The organism is Pseudomonas sp. SST3 (genome assembly GCF_003325755.1).
Window position 1 is genome coordinate 117,259 of record NZ_QORI02000006.1, and the last position, 16,140, is coordinate 133,398.

The 16,140-nt window shown below is 60.7% G+C and carries 14 protein-coding genes and 1 riboswitch; of the genes, 9 read left to right on the plus strand and 5 right to left on the minus strand.

Features of this window, described 5'->3' with window-relative positions:
- Positions 1-78 precede the first annotated feature (78 nt).
- From DQ405_RS08090 to DQ405_RS08105, 4 genes are all read left to right on the plus strand, one after another.
- On the plus strand, positions 79-1,227 hold the full coding sequence (locus tag DQ405_RS08090) for an MFS transporter (RefSeq protein ID WP_168423722.1): 1,149 nt from the start codon (positions 79-81) through the stop codon (positions 1,225-1,227).
- A gap of 81 nt (positions 1,228-1,308) precedes the next feature.
- Complete coding sequence (locus DQ405_RS08095; RefSeq protein ID WP_168423723.1) at positions 1,309-2,385, plus strand: RNA methyltransferase; 1,077 nt, start codon at positions 1,309-1,311, stop codon at positions 2,383-2,385.
- 103 nt (positions 2,386-2,488) lie between these two features.
- Positions 2,489-3,832 carry a leucine-rich repeat-containing protein kinase family protein gene (locus DQ405_RS08100; RefSeq protein WP_168423724.1) on the plus strand — a complete coding sequence of 448 codons (1,344 nt, stop codon included), beginning with the start codon at positions 2,489-2,491 and terminating at the stop codon, positions 3,830-3,832.
- 147 nt (positions 3,833-3,979) lie between these two features.
- Positions 3,980-4,330, plus strand: a complete 351-nt coding sequence (locus DQ405_RS08105) for a 3-phosphoshikimate 1-carboxyvinyltransferase (RefSeq protein ID WP_241729883.1) — start codon at positions 3,980-3,982, stop codon at positions 4,328-4,330.
- A 24-nt stretch (positions 4,331-4,354) separates the two neighbouring features.
- Here the strand turns inward: DQ405_RS08105 and DQ405_RS08110 are convergent, their stop codons facing one another.
- Genes DQ405_RS08110 through DQ405_RS08120 form a run of 3 tightly spaced genes read right to left on the minus strand, consistent with a single transcriptional unit; the run spans position 4,355 to position 9,382 of the window.
- Positions 4,355-4,654, minus strand: a complete 300-nt coding sequence (locus DQ405_RS08110) for a DUF2149 domain-containing protein (RefSeq protein WP_342030402.1) — start codon at positions 4,652-4,654, stop codon at positions 4,355-4,357.
- On the minus strand, positions 4,632-5,102 hold the full coding sequence (locus DQ405_RS08115) for a MotA/TolQ/ExbB proton channel family protein (RefSeq protein WP_168423826.1): 471 nt from the start codon (positions 5,100-5,102) through the stop codon (positions 4,632-4,634). Before DQ405_RS08115 ends, DQ405_RS08110 begins: the two co-directional genes overlap by 23 nt.
- Positions 5,103-5,104: 2 nt before the next feature.
- Positions 5,105-9,382 (minus strand): cobaltochelatase subunit CobN, encoded by a 4,278-nt coding sequence (locus DQ405_RS08120; RefSeq protein WP_168423727.1) that lies wholly within the window; start codon positions 9,380-9,382, stop codon positions 5,105-5,107.
- Between the two features lie 91 nt (positions 9,383-9,473).
- Positions 9,474-9,609, minus strand: a riboswitch (cobalamin riboswitch).
- A 150-nt stretch (positions 9,610-9,759) separates the two neighbouring features.
- Between DQ405_RS08120 and DQ405_RS08125 the strand changes: the two genes are divergently transcribed.
- The 3 genes from DQ405_RS08125 to DQ405_RS08135 all read left to right on the plus strand — a co-directional run bounded on the left by DQ405_RS08125 (position 9,760) and on the right by DQ405_RS08135 (position 12,479).
- Positions 9,760-9,978 carry a DUF2970 domain-containing protein gene (locus DQ405_RS08125; RefSeq protein ID WP_168423728.1) on the plus strand — a complete coding sequence of 73 codons (219 nt, stop codon included), beginning with the start codon at positions 9,760-9,762 and terminating at the stop codon, positions 9,976-9,978.
- A 358-nt stretch (positions 9,979-10,336) separates the two neighbouring features.
- A complete protein-coding gene (locus DQ405_RS08130) occupies positions 10,337-11,995 on the plus strand; it encodes a nitrite/sulfite reductase (RefSeq protein ID WP_168423729.1) in 1,659 nt (552 codons plus the stop codon).
- A complete protein-coding gene (locus tag DQ405_RS08135; RefSeq protein WP_168423730.1) occupies positions 11,979-12,479 on the plus strand; it encodes a DUF934 domain-containing protein in 501 nt (166 codons plus the stop codon). The genes DQ405_RS08130 and DQ405_RS08135 overlap by 17 nt, the downstream gene beginning before the upstream one ends.
- Positions 12,480-12,750: 271 nt before the next feature.
- Here DQ405_RS08135 and DQ405_RS08140 read toward each other — a convergent pair whose 3' ends face one another.
- Positions 12,751-13,743 (minus strand): YhdH/YhfP family quinone oxidoreductase, encoded by a 993-nt coding sequence (locus DQ405_RS08140; RefSeq protein ID WP_168423731.1) that lies wholly within the window; start codon positions 13,741-13,743, stop codon positions 12,751-12,753.
- A gap of 10 nt (positions 13,744-13,753) precedes the next feature.
- A complete protein-coding gene (gene sohB, locus DQ405_RS08145; protein ID WP_168423732.1) occupies positions 13,754-14,779 on the minus strand; it encodes a protease SohB in 1,026 nt (341 codons plus the stop codon).
- Positions 14,780-14,960: 181 nt separating this feature from the next.
- Here sohB and DQ405_RS08150 point away from each other — a divergent pair, with 181 nt between their 5' ends.
- Complete coding sequence (locus DQ405_RS08150; protein ID WP_168423733.1) at positions 14,961-15,674, plus strand: histidine phosphatase family protein; 714 nt, start codon at positions 14,961-14,963, stop codon at positions 15,672-15,674.
- 61 nt (positions 15,675-15,735) lie between these two features.
- The gene (locus DQ405_RS08155; RefSeq protein WP_168423734.1) at positions 15,736-16,050 is read left to right on the plus strand and encodes an SCP2 sterol-binding domain-containing protein; all 315 of its coding nucleotides are present in this window, start codon (positions 15,736-15,738) and stop codon (positions 16,048-16,050) included.
- The last annotated feature ends 90 nt before the right edge of the window (positions 16,051-16,140 follow it).

A 16,140-nucleotide genomic window follows, 5' to 3' on the forward strand; every position in this document is an offset into this window, starting at 1 on the left:
TTCTTTGACACAATAGCCTGCACAGTCGGCTCTGGCGCGTCAGGCCACACTCATTCTGCTGATCAAGGATCCTCCTGCATGTCTGCGGTGCCCCTTTCCGTTGATGCCGCATCGCCCGTTGCCCGCCGCGCCACCCGCGTCGGTTTTTTCATGGCGGGATTCGGCCTTTCTGTGTGGGCGCCGCTGGTCCCGTATGTGCGCGAGCGCATCGAGATGAGCGACGCGCTGTTCGGCACGCTGCTGCTATGCATTGGCATCGGCTCGTTGACTTGGATGCCGCTGTCCGGACTGCTGGTTACCCGCTGCGGCATTCGCCCGGTTGTGCTCTCTAGCATCGTGCTGTTGCTTTTCGCCCTGCTCGGAATGGCGCTTACCGAGTCGATCTGGATTCTCGCTCTGGCGCTGTTCTGCTTCGGTGGCAGCCTCGGCGTTATCGACGTGGCGCTCAATATCCAGGGCGTGCTGATCGAGCGCGACACTGGCAAACGACACATGTCTAATTTCCATGGAATGTTCAGCCTGGGCTCGATCTGCGGCGCGCTGGCACTCACTGGCGCACTGACCGCTGGCCTTGCGCCGGCGACCGGCACTTTGCTCATGATCGCCGTGATCGCACTGGCGAACTTCGCCGTGGCGTCCGGGTTTCTACGGGACAAGGCGCCAGCTGGCGGAGTCGCCTTCATTCGCCCCACTCGCATGGTGTTGCTGGTTGGTGCCCTGTGTTTCGTGGTCTACCTGGCCGAAGGTGCGGTGCTTGATTGGAGCGCCCTCTACCTCACTGAGTACAAGGCACTGGAAACCGCCAAGGGCGGACTGGGTTATGCAAGCTTCGCCCTGATGGTCACCATTGGTCGTTTCGCCGGGGCGCCGGTAGTAAACAGCCTGGGCACAGCGCGCGTGATCGGCTTCGGCGGGCTGTTGGCCGGGATCGGCATCGGCTTGAGCATCGTCACCGACCATTGGGCACTCGCCCTTCTCGGCTATGGCTTGTGCGGTCTTGGCTGCGCCAATGTCTCGCCAGTGTTGATCTCCTCCCTCAGCCGGCATCAGGGCATGCCGGTACATCAGGCCATTACGGCGGCAACCACCATCGGTTTCGCTGGCGTTCTAGCCGGCCCGGCGGTAATTGGAGTGATTGCTCACTATGGTTCCCTGACCCTCGCCTTTGGCCTGCTCGCCCTGCTTCTATTCGGGCTCGTGCTGGGTAGTCGTCGCTTCAAGCAATGAGCTCGGCAGGACAGTAGCCATAGCTGCTGGCTCCACTTCGCTACAGACCGGGTCTTGGCGTTTGGCTAGAATGCGCGCCCTATGCGCATTCAAGACATTCATCAGTTGCTCGCCGAGATCGGCGCCAAGCCCGTCCATATTGGCCGGATCACGCGTGCCTGGCTCCAAGGCCAGGCGCTGGATGCCGGGACCCGGCATCAGAAAACAGAAGATTTCCTGCCCATATCGGTGCGTAACGGCCTGCCCGCGGTCGGCGAAGTTATTGAAAAGCTGGTCCAGCTGCAGTCCGAACACCCCGGCGGCGATGGCTCCGCCCGCTTGCTGGTGGCGCTGGCGGACGGGCAGATGGCTGAAAGCGTGCTCTTGCCTCGGGACGGCCTGTGCGTTTCGAGTCAGATTGGTTGCGCGGTCGGATGCGTGTTCTGCATGACCGGTAAGAGCGGCCTGTTGCGTCAGCTTGGCAGCGCCGAGATCGTCGCCCAGGTTGCCCTCGCGAGGCGCTTCCGCCCGGTGAAGAAGGTGGTGTTCATGGGCATGGGTGAGCCGGCGCATAACCTCGATAACGTGCTCGAAGCCATCAATCTGCTGGCGACCGATGGCGGCATCGGCCACAAGAATCTGGTGTTCTCCACCGTTGGCGACCCGCGCGTGTTCGAGCGTTTGCCTCAGCAGAAGGTGCGACCCGCGCTGGCGCTATCGCTGCACAGTACCGATGCCGCGCTGCGTCGCGAGCTGCTTCCGCGGGCGCCCGCGTACGACCCTGCCGAACTGGTCGAGCTGGGCGAGGCCTATGCACGCCTGGTCGACTATCCGATTCAATATCAGTGGACGCTACTCAAAGGCATCAATGACAGCCAGGACGAGATGGACGGCATCATCCGCCTGCTCAAAGGCAAATTCGCGATCATGAACGTGATTCCCTACAACAGCCTCAACGATGACGAATTCCAACGCCCTGCCGCCGACCGCATCCACCAGATCATGCGTTACCTGCACCAGAACGGCGTGCTGACCAAGGTGCGCAATTCGGCCGGGCAGGATATTGATGGCGGCTGTGGACAGCTGCGCGCGCGTGCCGAACGAGTCATCCGTGCGCGCGGGCGGCCGGCGGAAAGTCCCCTGCCAGAGCGGGCGACTGAACCTCCAAGCCGCCTTTAGTGTCGTAGCGCATTGCCCGCTCGAAGTCTGGGCGGGCATCAGTCCCCTCCCCGCGCACAACCGGCCACCATCGCAGCCTGACTCAGGCTCGCTTGAGAACAGCATGAACACATTGGCACAGCTCAAACGCGGCGAACTAGCCGGCGTCACGCGCCTGAAATTATCGGAACAGCTGGAGACCTTCCCAAGCGAAATCTTCGACCTGGCCGATAGCCTGGAAGTACTCGATCTCTCCGGCAACCGGCTCAGCCACCTGCCCTCCGATCTGCGGCGACTGCATAAGCTGCGCATTCTTTTCTGCTCGAACAACCTATTCACCGAAGTGCCGGTAGGGCTCGGCAAATGCCCCGAGCTGGAAATGATCGGACTCAAAGCCAACCGTATCCGCCGTCTCCCAGCCGAGGCGCTGCCGCCTGCGCTACGCTGGTTGATTCTTACCGACAACCGGCTCGAATCGGTACCTGACGAGATTGGGCGCTGCACCCGGCTGCAGAAACTGATGCTGGCCGGCAATCAGCTGCAAACGCTGCCCGAAACCCTGTCTCACTGTAGCCGCCTGGAACTGCTGCGCATCGCCGCCAATCGTCTGCCTGCCCTGCCCGACTGGCTGTTGGCGATGCCTCGGCTGACGTGGCTGGCCTTTGCCGGCAATCCCTTCAGCGACGCAATCGAGGCAGATGCCTTGGCGCAGCATCCCCAACCACCGATCGACCGCAGCCAGATTGCCCTGGGTGAGATGCTCGGCCAGGGAGCCTCGGGCATCATCCATAGCGCCAACTGGCAGCGCGCCGGCCAGGCGCCACGGACCATGGCGGCCAAGCTATTCAAAGGCACCCTGACCAGCGATGGCCTCCCGCATAGCGAGATGGCCGCCTGCATCGCGGCAGGTGAGCATCGCAACCTGATCGGTATCGCCGGCCCGCTGGAGGAACGCGCCGAGGAGCCATCCGGCTTGCTGATGGAGCTCATCGATCCCTCGTATCAGGTGCTCGCGGGGCCGCCATCCTTCGCCAGCTGCACGCGTGACTGTTACGAGCAGGAGCGCCGCTTTTCCGTCGGGCAAGTGCTACGCATCGCGACGGGCGTGGCCTCGGCGGTTAGCCATCTACACCAACACGGCATTCTTCACGGTGACCTATATGCTCACAACTTATTGGTCGATCCCGCCGGCAGAGCCTTGCTAAGTGACTTCGGCGCCGCCTCCTTCTATCCCCCGCAAAGCGAGCAAGGCCAGGCGCTCCAGCGACTCGAAGCCCGCGCGTTCGGCTGCTTGCTTGAAGAACTGCTGGAGCGCTGCGATTTGACCGATGACGAACCGGATCTCGCACGGCTTTGCAAGATCCAACGCCAATGTATGCTCGACGACCCAGCGCAACGCCCGGCCTTCAGCGAACTGACGCGCGAGTTGGAAACAATCGGCCAGGCGAGCCCCGTTACGGCCGGCTAGTTGCATAAGATTTCCTTCTATTCACTGGACCGACGGCAACCTGACGCTATGCTCCCTTCCGAACCTGGCTCCTCCGATACTCCCGTCCGCTCTTCGGCCACCGATAATGCCGCCGCGCTCAAGCACGACCCATTCATCATTGGCCTGATGCAGCGCCTGCCCGAAGAGCTTCGAGAAAGCTTCACCGACGAGCAGCTGGCGGGGCTTCGCAGCGCTTTTGCCACGCGTTCATGGGGGCGGCACAAAGTCGATTGGCGTGGCACCTTCAGCCTATGGAGCAACCAGTACTATTTCGTGCTGGTCGGAGGTCGCAACAAGCGCAACTTGTCTCGCGGACAACGCAACCTATCGCTAGCGGCGAAGGCCAGCGCGATCACGATGTTCCTGCTCTTCTCCGTTCTGCTGGGAATGGTGGCGCTGTACCTGCTCAAGTCAGCACTTGGTATCAATCTACTGCCGAACCATTCGCTCGGCCTGTGGGACTGGTTCAAGGGCTGACACTGAACCACGCAGCGACCGCCGTCATTCGCCGATCAGGATGAGTTTGCCGGTGGCGGGATCACGATAGACCTGTCCGACGCTTTCCAGCCCTTTGCCGGAGTCACCCTCGACACTGCCCGGCAGGCGCGGCAGTTCGCGCCCGCGCTCAACGGCAACGGGTTGTCTGGCGGCTTTGAGCTGTTCGAGCAGGTCGGTCTGGGCCACCAGGGCGGCGATCAGGCCACAGGCGAATACCAGCACCACATCGACCATATTGGCCAAGGGTCCCAGCGGGTCGTCATCGCCTGCAGCAAAGCGGCTAGAGCGCCACCGTCGACTCACTGTCGCGCTCCTCTGCCGCTTCGACCTCATCCAGCAGCTCGTCATACCAGCGCCGCCGCAAGCGACCGAGCGCAAAGCCGCCCATCCCGATCAGCAACCCGAGCACGGTGGTGTCGAAGGCCACCCGCATCGCGACACTGAGTATCTGCACGTTGCCATCGCCGAGCGCCGCCAAGCCTGGGCCGAGAGGGATCAGCGTGCCCATCAGGCCGAGCATCGGCCCGACGCGTGCGACCAGATCGGCACGGTCAAGTCGCCGCCGTGCCCGCCGCTCAATTTCTCCCACCGCCAGCATGCGCCAGCGCCGTAGCCCGCCAAACCGCTCTCCGGCTGCGACGCCCGCGTCGCAGATCACCGCGGCCAGGAGCCCGAACAGCGCCCATGTCACTGGCTGCAGGAGCCAACCAACCAGGAGGTGCAACCAGCTGAACAACCGATCATCAAGCATACTCACACGCCTCCCCTGGACGGCGCTCCGCGACCGCGCCAGATGCCGAGGCTCAGTAGCAATAGCACCATCAGCGCGGCCAGCCACAGGTACTGGCTGGCGCTGGCATCGCCCTCACCTTGCGCCTCGGACTGTTCGACCGGCCGCTCGGCGGCCTCGGGCTGGATCTCGCTGATGCTGCTGGGTGCCTTCGCGCTCGGTTGTGGCTCGCGGCTGGCCGCATGCAGGCGCGCCTGCAAAGCATCCCGGACATCCGGGGTCAGCTGTGGCAACAGCCACTCGATCATTGGATGATCGGGTCGGGTATGGCCGCTGCCAGGCAGTCCGTTCGCGGACACCAGCGTGGCGAAGGCATCACCCAGTTCCCGCCGGGTCTGCTCATCGGCCTGCCAGAAGCCCTTGTGGATGGCCACCAGCATGATCGCCAGCATGTTGGTTTTCACATGCACGTTAGCGCCCTGCTCGAGAAACGAATCGATCCCCAGTTCGTACCGATCGTCGAGGTACACCGCCTTGACCTCCTCCCAGGCTCTGCCCTGGATGATGTCCGGATTGGTGACTTGCCAGCCCCAGAGGTACTCAAGGAATTCGCTGCCCATGGTGCGTGCGCCAGCATAGTCGTGCTGCATCAGCGCCTTGATCCAGGCCGGATTGAGGAAGCGCCCGCGGAGCTCCGCCAACAAGGCTTGCTGCAACGGCTCCAGGCGCACCTTGGCTGGATCGTTGTGCCAGCTGACGAAGTTCTCGGGGGCCTGGCCAGCCAGATGCTCGACGGCCAGGCTCAGGCCGCCGAGGTAATCGAACGCATCATTGTTGTCCATCAGCCCGTAGAGATTGCTGGACCGGCCGAGATAAGTGCGGGTGACCTGCTTCAAGCCATCCTCGAACACCGCCTGGACCGGCTCGCCGTTGTGCTGCAGGCCATAGGCATGACCCATCCGGTTGACGTAGCTGCGCGCCAGCTCACCACGATCCTGCCAACTGCCGGAGCGTTCGACCAGCGTGTTGATGCCAGCACCATAGGCCCCCGGCGTCGCCCCAAACAGGCGCAGTGCCGACAGGCTCCCGGCCTGCTCGGCATCGGCGCCGCCGTCCAGTCGGCGCGCCGCGTCCTTTACCCAGTTGGCGGCGATCCGGTTCTGTGAAAGCGGCTCATTACCACCAGTCGCCAGCGCACCGATTGGCTGCAAGGCAGCATCCAGGGCGATGCGCAGGGCGGGAAAATCCCGGCGGATGGTGTTGCTGGCGCCGTCCAGCGCTAGCAACACACCGCGTTCGAGCAGCGCGAGCTGATCGGCATATAGGTCCCGAAACAGGCCAGAGGTGGTGAACATCAGATCGCGGCGTTCGCGGCCCTCCTCAAGCGGTACCCGTCTGATCCCTTCGACGATCCCGCGACTGTTCCAGACCGGCTCGACGCCGAGCAGATCGAGACCGAACGCAACCATGGCGCCTTCGTCTCGTACCGTGTCGGACGCCCACAGAATGACCGCTTCACGGCCGCCCCCCGGCATGGCTCGCTCACGGGCGCGGTCGGCCAGTTCCTGCCCGATCCCCCAACCGATGCGACTCGGCAACAGACTGCTGTCCAGCGCATGGAAGTTGCGCCCCGTGGGCAACGCCTCCGGCGTGCGGATCGGGTCGTTACCCTTGCCCGGCGCAACGAAGCCCCCATCGAGGGCATGGATCAGTGCCTGCATTTCCGCTGCTGGGGAATCGACCAATGCCTGGCGATACTGGGCTTGCCCGGTGCCCATCGACGCCATCAAGGTGTCGACCGCCTCGTCGGTCCATGGCTTGCCGAACACGTGCAGCCCGAGCGGCATGAATCGCTCCTGAATATTGGTCAGGTAATGGCCGACCTCGTGCACCAGCAGATCATCGTCAACCTGCTCGAAATCGATGCCGCGCGCGGCAAGCGGCCCGGCCATGGAATCGCGCAGCTCGGGTTCCAAGCCGGACTGGCTCACCAGGCGTTTGATCTCTGCGATGGTGGCGCGCCGAGCGGGTCCTTCGGTGCTGCCAGTTCCCGCCTCGAAACTCTCGATCAGCTGACGCAGTTTGAGCAGATCGTCGTAGAGCGGCGTCGCTACCAGCGGCGGCGTGAGGTGATCGATCATCACGGCGAGCCCCCGGCGCTTGGCCTGGATGCCCTCACCCACGCCATCGACGATGTAGGGATAGATGCTCGGCAGATCGCCGACAATCTGCATCGGATAATCCTCGGCGCTCAGCCCGGCACGTCGTCGCGGCAGAAACTCGTAGGTGGAGTGGCGTCCAAGGTGCACCAGCGCATCGGCACCGAAGTCATCCCGCAGCCAGTGATAGAAGCCCAGGTACTGGTGCGGCGGCGGGAAGACCAGGTTGGCGTGGAGCAATTCCTCGTCGACTTCCCAGCCTCGCGGCGGCTGCGGACCGAGAAAAATATTGCCCAGGCGCAGACCGGGAAAAATCATTCGCTCACCTTGTACCATGACCTGCCCCGGCGCTTCGCCCCAACCACGTAACCCTTCTATTCCCGTAGCCGACAGCGCCCAAATCAGCTCGTCCGCTTCACCCCAGGCGGCCAGCCCGGGCTGCTCCAGTGCTCGCTCGTAGAAGCGTTCCAGCTGTTCGAGCAAATCCAGCGCGCGGGCCCGCGCCGGATGCTCGACGCCATCGAGCACGTGATGCAGCTTGCTCGATCCATCGCGCAAGGTTTGCCTGGCGATATCCAGATGAGATGACTGTAGCGCCCGACGCATCTGCACGTTCCAGTAGCCCAGCGGGCCATGCTCCATTTCTCCCTGCAAGGCTGGTGGCAGCGCACGAAACCAACGCAGGTAATCACTGCGGTCGAGCCCGGGCACCTTCTCGGCCATGTCGGCCAGCGCATCCCCTTGCTCGGGCAGGTTCACGCCATGCTCTTGCAGCATGCTCAGCAGTGCCTCGGAGGATACCGGCAACTCGCCCGTTTCATAGCCCTCGGCCTTGAGGCGCTGCAGGATGGCGAAAAGGGATTGCGGTACGTCCAGATTGTCGGCACCGATGTTGTGACGCCCCGGAGGATGGTTGTAATAGATGATGGCGACACGCTTGTTTCTGTTGGCCTTGCGCTGCAACCGCTGCCAGCGATGGATCCGCGCGGCGATCGACTCGATTCGGGACGGCAAGGGCTGGCTGAAACCAAAACGGATGCCAGAATTCGGATCAATCTGCGCCGACTCCCATGCAGCCAGCACCATCGGCTGGCTGCTGCCCTGCAGCTCCGGCATGGCCAATTGGTAGTGAACCTTGTCGCGCCCGAGTCCATCAGTAGAAAGCTGCCAGGAGCTCTCGTCACGGTCATCCAGGCGCAGGGCCTTTAGCACTGGCACATCGAGACGTCCGAGCATTTCGGTTGCCTGCTCACGCCCCTCGCCGCCGCCAAGCACGAAGTCCTGCAGCACGACCACAGCGGCCAATGGCGGATGCTCCTCATTTTCCAGCCAGCGCAGCGCTTGCAAGGTGCCGTCGCCCCAGCCGGCGAAAAGGCTGACGCAGGCCATGTCTCGCTGTTGCAGCGTCTGACACAGCGCATTGTTTAGATCGGCGTCGCCCCGGCGATCGGCACGGCCGTGATCGATGATTGCAACCAAGCGCTCGCCGCGCCAGACGAGCTCATCAGGCTCGGCGACCCGACCATCCTGATAGAAGCGCAGCGCCGGGCGTGACTCGGGAGGCAGGATCTGTGCAGAGGGATCGTCCCGCCTGACCAGCCAGCCGAGCAGACGCGCAATATTTTCACTCCCGCCGCCGATCCAGTAACTGCGCGCCTCGATCCACCCGGCCTGATCAGGGTTGGCATCGCCAAGCTCGCGGACCCAGCCGACCAGGTCCTCGCCCGGCTTTTCCGCACCGAGATGTATTGCCTGTTCACGGTCACGGAAGACCGTCTTGCCGCCGATACGGCTCATCGCAACCAGCTCCTGGTCGCTGTGCATGATGTAGCGATCGCCGGAGCGGTGCGCCTCGATCAACGGACGCAAGCGCTCCACCTCGGGTCCGAAAACGCCGACCGCAAGCAGCGTGGCACCGCCGTGCAGCCATTCGGCTACGCTGGCATCGTTCATCTCGCTCAGCTGGTCCGGGGTGCGCGCATCGATGATTTCGTCCGGGTGGCGCTCTTTAAACAAGGCCACAGCCGAGGCGAATTCCGCCGCGCTGTATTGCGAGATGATTGCGTTGATCTGGCCAGCCAAGGCGGGCTGGGCGAGCAGCACCGAAAGCGCTAAACCGACCCAGCGAAAAACGATAGACATGCCCACTCCGTCTCGGGACGCGCGGGCGGCAGAACGGCCGCACAGCCCGTGACAGGCGCAAGGCATTCTGAGGATGTCGCCCACCGCGACAATTCCTGGGGAGTACGGGCTGGTATCGGGCTCGGTCGCAGAATTCGACTCTACCGTTGCGGGGGCAGCATCAGCTTGGCACTGATTTCCCATTTAACCCGGACCTAGACCCGGGCACCGCATACTCCATGAAGGCAGCCGTCTAGCGGCTGACGGCGCGAACCTTACGCGGCGCACCCGACAAGATCAAGCGACGAACCCTTGCCGCGTTGCACCAACGAGCTTCGATGCGACGGCGCACTCGATGGTGGCTAGACTTCAGGGCATCCAGGCATACGGGGGCAGCCATGAACGACAATAAACAACCCAAACCACTCACGTTGCGGCAGATGTTGCAAAGCGTACTGGCCGGCGCACTCGGTGTGCAGAGCGGCAAGAACCGGGCACGTGACTTCAGTCACGGCAAGCCCAGCCACTTCATCCTGCTGGGGGTGGGTTTCACCGTGGTGTTCGTGCTGGTGATTCTTGGCGTGGTCAAGCTGGTGTTGTACCTCGTGGGGCTGTGATAGCCCCACCCAAGCTTCTATTGATGGCTGACCCAGAAAACCGCCGTCGCAACCGCCAAAAGTATCAGGACGAATATCGCGGCAGCGTCTGCCCTACTGTCGTTACTGCGATGATTGAAGTGCTCGGACACGGCTGTTCTCCTTGTTGTTGAGGCTCGCGTTGGTTGCAGTTAAGACCACCCAAGCGAGGCGCTCAAGCGCAGGGGGTTAAATGCCTAAAAAGAGGCGTTTCGTTCTAAACATATTCCCAAACATCACTTTTACGCATAAACGCTAACTGGTATCTTGCCGGCCTCCCTCAACGGGTGCGCGGCCGTGCGCGCAAAAAGCTGTAGACAGCCTGAAAAACAGGACATTTATGTACGTATACGACCAGTATGACCAACACATCATCGAGGATCGCGTGCGTCAGTTCCGTGATCAGATTCGCCGCTACCTAGCGGGCGAACTGACTGACGCGGAACTGCTGCCTCTTCGCCTGCAGAACGGCCTGTATATTCAGCGCTACGCGCCGATGCTACGCATTGCCGTGCCCTATGGGCTGTTGTCGTCTACCCAGATTCGCAAGCTGGCGGATATCACTCGCAAGTACGATAAGGGCTATGCTCATATCAGTACCCGGACCAACGTCCAGCTCAACTGGCCCGAGCTGGAGGATGTACCTGACATTCTCGCCGAGCTGGCCACCGTGCAGATGCATGCCATCCAGACCAGCGGCAACTGCATTCGCAACACCACCACAGATCAGTTCGCCGGTGTGGCCAAAGACGAATTGGTTGATCCGCGCCCCTGGTGCGAAATTATTCGGCAGTGGTCGACGTTCCATCCGGAATTTGCCTTCCTGCCGCGCAAGTTCAAGATTGCGGTAAACGGTGCGGTGAGCGATCGCGCCGCTATCGAGGTGCACGATATTGGCCTCGAAGCGGTGAAGAACGATGCCGGCGAGCTGGGTTTCCGCGTGTCGGTGGGTGGCGGCCTCGGCCGTACGCCGATTGTCGGCAGCTTCATCAATGAATTTCTGCCCTGGCAGCACCTGCTGACCTATCTCGACGCCATCCTGCGCGTTTATAACCGCTACGGCCGTCGCGACAACAAGTTCAAGGCCCGGATCAAAATCCTGGTGAAGGCGCTCACGCCTGAAGTGTTTGCCGAGCGCGTCGAGGCCGAGTGGTCCTATCTGAAGGATGGTCCGAACACCCTGACCGACGCTGAAGTCGAGCGCATCAGCAAGTTCTTCATCGACCCGACTTACAAGACCCTGGAAGACCAGAGCGCTGTCCTGGCTCGACTCGATTCCGAGCACCCCGGCTTCGCCCGTTGGCGCCAGCGTAACGTGGTGGCACACAAGAAGCCCGGGTATGCAGCCGTCACATTGTCCCTGAAGAGTACCGGCGTGGCACCCGGCGATGTAACCGACAAGCAGCTCGATACCATCGCTGACCTGGCCGATCGCTACAGTTTCGGTGAAGTGCGCAACTCCCACGAGCAGAACATGATCCTCGCGGACGTCGAGCAATCGCATCTGTTCGAACTGTGGAACGAGCTGCGCGAGCTCGGTGTTGCGACACCGAACATCGGCCTGCTGACCGATATCATCTGCTGCCCTGGCGGTGACTTCTGTTCCCTGGCCAACGCCAAGTCGATTCCTATTGCCGAAGCCATTCAGCGCCGCTTCGATGATATGGATTATCTGTTCGACATCGGCGATATCGACCTGAACATCTCCGGCTGCATGAATGCGTGCGGACACCACCACGTGGGTCACATCGGCATTCTCGGCGTGGACAAGAAAGGCGCCGAGTTCTATCAGGTTTCGCTCGGAGGCAGCTCCGGCCGCAACGCCAGCCTTGGCCAGATTCTCGGGCCGTCCTTCGCTCAGGACGTAATGCCCGACGTTATCGAAAAGGTCATCGGCGTCTATGTGGAGCAACGTACAGAAGATGAACAGTTTCTCGACACTTTCCGCCGTATCGGAATCGACCCCTTCAAGGAGCGCGTCTATGCAGCGAATCATTAAGGATGGTCAGGTCATCGACGAGACCTGGCATCTGCTGCCCAAGGACGTAACCCTTGACGGTTTGTCGAACTGCGACGATTTGATCGTTCCGTATCAGCTGTGGCTTGATCATGCCCATGCACTGAAGGCTCGCGATGGCGGGCTGGGGATCTGGCTGGATTCCGACGAAGCCGTGGAAGAGATCGCTGACGACCTGGAGTACTTTCAGGTCATCGCCCTGAACTTCCCGGCCTTCACGGACGGTCGGCATTACTCCAGTGCACGCCTGCTGCGCGAGCGTTACGGCTACAAAGGCGAGATACGCGCCATCGGCGACGTACTGCGCGATCAGCTGTTCTACATGCGTCGCTGCGGTTTTGACGCCTTTGCGGTGCGCCCCGACCGCGACCCGTATGAAGCACTGGAAAGCTTAAAGGATTTCTCCGTCACCTACCAAGCTGCCGTTGACGAGCCGCTACCGCTGTTCCGCCGGCGACAAGGCTGATTCGGCGGTTGTCGAAACAAAAAAACCCGCCTTTCGGCGGGTTTTTCATTCACTGGTACATCCAGAAGTTCGGATGCTCAATGTTCGCACCTTCGGTCGACTGCTTCTTGCCGAAGGCTTCCTTGATTTTTTCTGCCAGTGCTTTCATGACCGATTCCTGCTGCGTTGAAGTAGCGTTAGCTTCTCTCAATCGCTCATCACAGCGAAATCGGTTTTGGCTATGCCTTCAATAGCAAGCACAACGATAATCGCGCCTGAACAAACCAGCCGTTCAATCGAGCCGGACCAGCATCCTTCCGGTCTGCTGGCCGGCCAGGATTCGCTCGATAGCCACAGGCAATTGCTCCAGCGAAATTTCCTGCACCAAGTCCTCAAGGTTCGATAACTTCCACTGCAAAGACAGCTTGTCCCACATTGAGGCCTTCACAACCAACGGAATTTCCACCGAGTCGACTCCAAGCAGATTCACGCCACGCAGAATGAACGGGAGCACGCTAGCCTGGAAACCCGTTCCGGCGGTCAGGCCGCAACAGGAGACGCTGGCGCCACGCTGCAACGACTTGACGACATTAAACAGAATGTCGCCGCCGACGGTATCGATTGCCCCCGCCCATTGCTCCTTGAGCAACGGTTTCTCGGTGCCTGCCTGAAGCGCACTGCGCTCGATGACCTGTTTGGCCCCTAGCTTGGTAAGGAAATCGGCCTGATCTGCCTTCCCGGTCACAGCGGTCACGTTGTAACCAAGACGCGACATCAAGGCGACCGCAATGCTGCCGACGCCACCGGTAGCGCCGGTCACGAGCACCGGAGCATCGACCGGCTCGAGACCGGCCTGCTCAAGCTTGTCCACACAAAGCGCAGCGGTAAGGCCCGCTGTACCAAGGGCCATAGCTTCACGCAGGGAGAGCCCGGCTGGACGCTTGATCACCCATGCCGCAGGTACCCTAATGAACTGGCCGAAACCGCCCGCGGTGTTCATCCCAAGGTCGTAGCCGGTAGTGATAATCTCATCGCCTTCGGAAAACTCCGAGACGCTTGACTCGACAACTGTGCCAGCTGCATCGATGCCTGGCGTGTGCGGGAAGTTGCGGGTCACGCCGCGATTACCGCTGGCCGACAGAGCGTCTTTGTAGTTCAAAGATGAATAGCTGACGCGAATCAGCACTTCTCCTGCCGGCAGTTCGCTGGTGTCTCGCTCGATAATGCGTGTTTCGAAACGGCCGTTCGCATCCTCGTTAGCTTGTAGCGCCCTGAACGTACTCATCACTTGCCCCTTATTGCCAGAATCGTTGTTCGTTAAGTCGCGTCCAACCTTTCAGTACGCCATGCTCCAGAGTGGCGCTGACCGCCATGCCGAAGCGTTCGGGAAGGCTTTTTTTCTCGGCGTAATGCAGCTGGAATAGGTCCGCTTCACGGGCCCGCGCGGCCAGGTACTCGTCGCTGGTTTTCAGCTCATCGACGAGCTGCTTGCCAAGTGCCGCAATCCCTAGCCAGACCTCACCGGTAGCGACATCATCGATGGACAACTGTTGGCGATAGCGGGCGACGAAATTCTTGAATAGCTCGTGAGTGGTTTCCAGATCGTCCTGAAATTTCTCGCGGCCCTTTTCGGTGTTCTCACCAAAGATGGTCAGGGTGCGCTTGTATTCCCCGGCAGTCAGCACCTCGACATCAACGTCATGCTTCTTCAGCAGTCGATGAACATTGGGCAGTTGCGCAACGACCCCGATGGAGCCGAGGATCGCGAAAGGAGCGCTGAGGATCTTTTGCCCGATACAGGCCATCATATAGCCGCCACTTGCCGCAACCTTGTCGACGCAAACCGTCAGCGGCACGCCTGCATCGCGGATGCGAACCAGCTGTGACGCAGCGAGCCCATAACCGTGGACCATGCCCCCGCCGCTTTCCAGCCGCAAAACAACCTCGTCCTGTGGCGTGGCCAGGGTCAGCAGTGCGGTAACTTCGTGACGAAGGTTCTCAACCGCAGATGCCTTGATATCCCCATCGAAATCGAGCACGAAAACCCGCGGACGATTTTCCGGGCTTTTCTTCGCCAGCTTGGCAGCCTTGGCTTCACGCTTGCGCTGCAGCTTTAGTTGTTCCTTGTCGATCAGGGACTGCTCGAGACGCTCACGCATCGCTTTATAGAAGTCATTGAGCTTGTGGACTTCCAAGTGACCACACGCCTGTTTGGTTCGGCCGCGCCGTAGCGAGGCGAGCGCGATCAATACCACCAGAACGGCGGCTACCAGCGTAACGGTCTTCGCCAGAAAGCTTGCATAGTCAGCAAGAAATTCCACAGATCCTCCTCGGTTACCTAGGGTCGCCAGCAGAAACCCGACTTGGCGTAAACCGGCCAAGCATACCGATTTCACGGTCGTCTGAGCCAGCAGAACCCAATTCAAACAAACGTATGATTTATCGTTGACACTCTAAGACGATCCCCCTACCCTCGCGAAAAACAGGGTCCCGGAGTTGAGCATGGGCAGTATCTACCTGATCAGGCATGGTCAGGCATCGTTTGGCGCCGAAAACTACGATGTCCTCTCTCCGCTTGGCTTTCAGCAATCAGCTGCCCTGGGCGATTATCTGAAACAGCTGGGCGTTCGCTTTGACCGCTGTGTAAGTGGTGAGCTGAACCGGCAACGGGACACGGCCAGGGCAACCCTCGAGCGGATGGCCCTCCCCCAGCAAAGCCAATTGTCCGCCATAGAGATAGATTCGGCCTTCAATGAATTTCGCGCTGATGAAGTGATACGTGCGCATATCGATGATCTGCTAGCCGTTGAGCCCCGGGCCATGCAGATATTCAGCAACGCAGCCAACCATCGAGCCGAGTTTCAGCGCCTGTTCACATACATCATCAACCGGTGGGTATCCGGCGAGCATGAGAAGGAAGGCTTGGAAAGCTGGGCCAGTTTTGTCGACCGAGTCCAGGCCGGGTTGCATCGATTGCTCGATCAGGCAGACAGAAAAGACCATATCGCCGTTTTCACGTCTGGCGGGACGATCACGGCACTGCTTCAATTGATCATCGGTGTGCCACCCATCAAGGCGTTCGAACTGAATTGGCAGATAGTCAATACCTCGCTCAGCCGGCTGAAGTTTCGTGACCGAGACCTGGCGCTGGCTTCGTTCAATAGTCATGTACATCTGGAACTGCTGAAAAATCCCGAGCTCATCACCTATCGATAAGCTCCAATCAACTGCGGCTAAAAGCTGCGCGTTTTTCCACGACAACAAAGGGACATATCCGATGAGCAACGTCGACGAAACCATCCAGGGCATGAAGGCCAAGTTCAACCCCAGTGCTGCGGCCGGCCTGGATCTGGTTTTCCAGTTCAACATCACCGATGCGGAAGACTATTATCTGGTCGTAAAAGACGGTACCTGTGACTTCCATAAAGGCGAGTCAGCCGATGCCAACGTAACGTTGATCATGGACAGCGAAACCATGCAGGGCGTTATCAGCGGCGAAACCGACGGCATGCAGGCGTTCATGGCAGGAAAGCTGCGCGCCGAGGGCGACATGATGCTCGCGCTGAAGCTGAGCGAGCTGTTCCCGGCCTGACCTGCCGAGATACAACGAAAACCGAAGTCTTTCGACTTCGGTTTTTTTATGCACGTTTGATGATCTTCGAACCATAACGCCCCTTGATTA

Excerpts from the sequence above, each read along its gene's own strand:
- DQ405_RS08090 (WP_168423722.1), top strand. The coding sequence starts at position 79 with ATGTCTGCGGTGCCCCTTTCCGTTGATGCCGCATCGCCCGTTGCCCGC.
- DQ405_RS08095 (WP_168423723.1), top strand. The coding sequence starts at position 1,309 with ATGCGCATTCAAGACATTCATCAGTTGCTCGCCGAGATCGGCGCCAAG.
- DQ405_RS08100 (WP_168423724.1), top strand. The coding sequence starts at position 2,489 with ATGAACACATTGGCACAGCTCAAACGCGGCGAACTAGCCGGCGTCACG.
- DQ405_RS08105 (WP_241729883.1), top strand. The coding sequence starts at position 3,980 with ATGCAGCGCCTGCCCGAAGAGCTTCGAGAAAGCTTCACCGACGAGCAG.
- DQ405_RS08115 (WP_168423826.1), bottom strand. The coding sequence starts at position 5,102 with ATGCTTGATGATCGGTTGTTCAGCTGGTTGCACCTCCTGGTTGGTTGG.
- DQ405_RS08120 (WP_168423727.1), bottom strand. The coding sequence starts at position 9,382 with ATGTCTATCGTTTTTCGCTGGGTCGGTTTAGCGCTTTCGGTGCTGCTC.
- DQ405_RS08125 (WP_168423728.1), top strand. The coding sequence starts at position 9,760 with ATGAACGACAATAAACAACCCAAACCACTCACGTTGCGGCAGATGTTG.
- DQ405_RS08130 (WP_168423729.1), top strand. The coding sequence starts at position 10,337 with ATGTACGTATACGACCAGTATGACCAACACATCATCGAGGATCGCGTG.
- DQ405_RS08135 (WP_168423730.1), top strand. The coding sequence starts at position 11,979 with ATGCAGCGAATCATTAAGGATGGTCAGGTCATCGACGAGACCTGGCAT.
- DQ405_RS08140 (WP_168423731.1), bottom strand. The coding sequence starts at position 13,743 with ATGAGTACGTTCAGGGCGCTACAAGCTAACGAGGATGCGAACGGCCGT.
- DQ405_RS08150 (WP_168423733.1), top strand. The coding sequence starts at position 14,961 with ATGGGCAGTATCTACCTGATCAGGCATGGTCAGGCATCGTTTGGCGCC.
- DQ405_RS08155 (WP_168423734.1), top strand. The coding sequence starts at position 15,736 with ATGAGCAACGTCGACGAAACCATCCAGGGCATGAAGGCCAAGTTCAAC.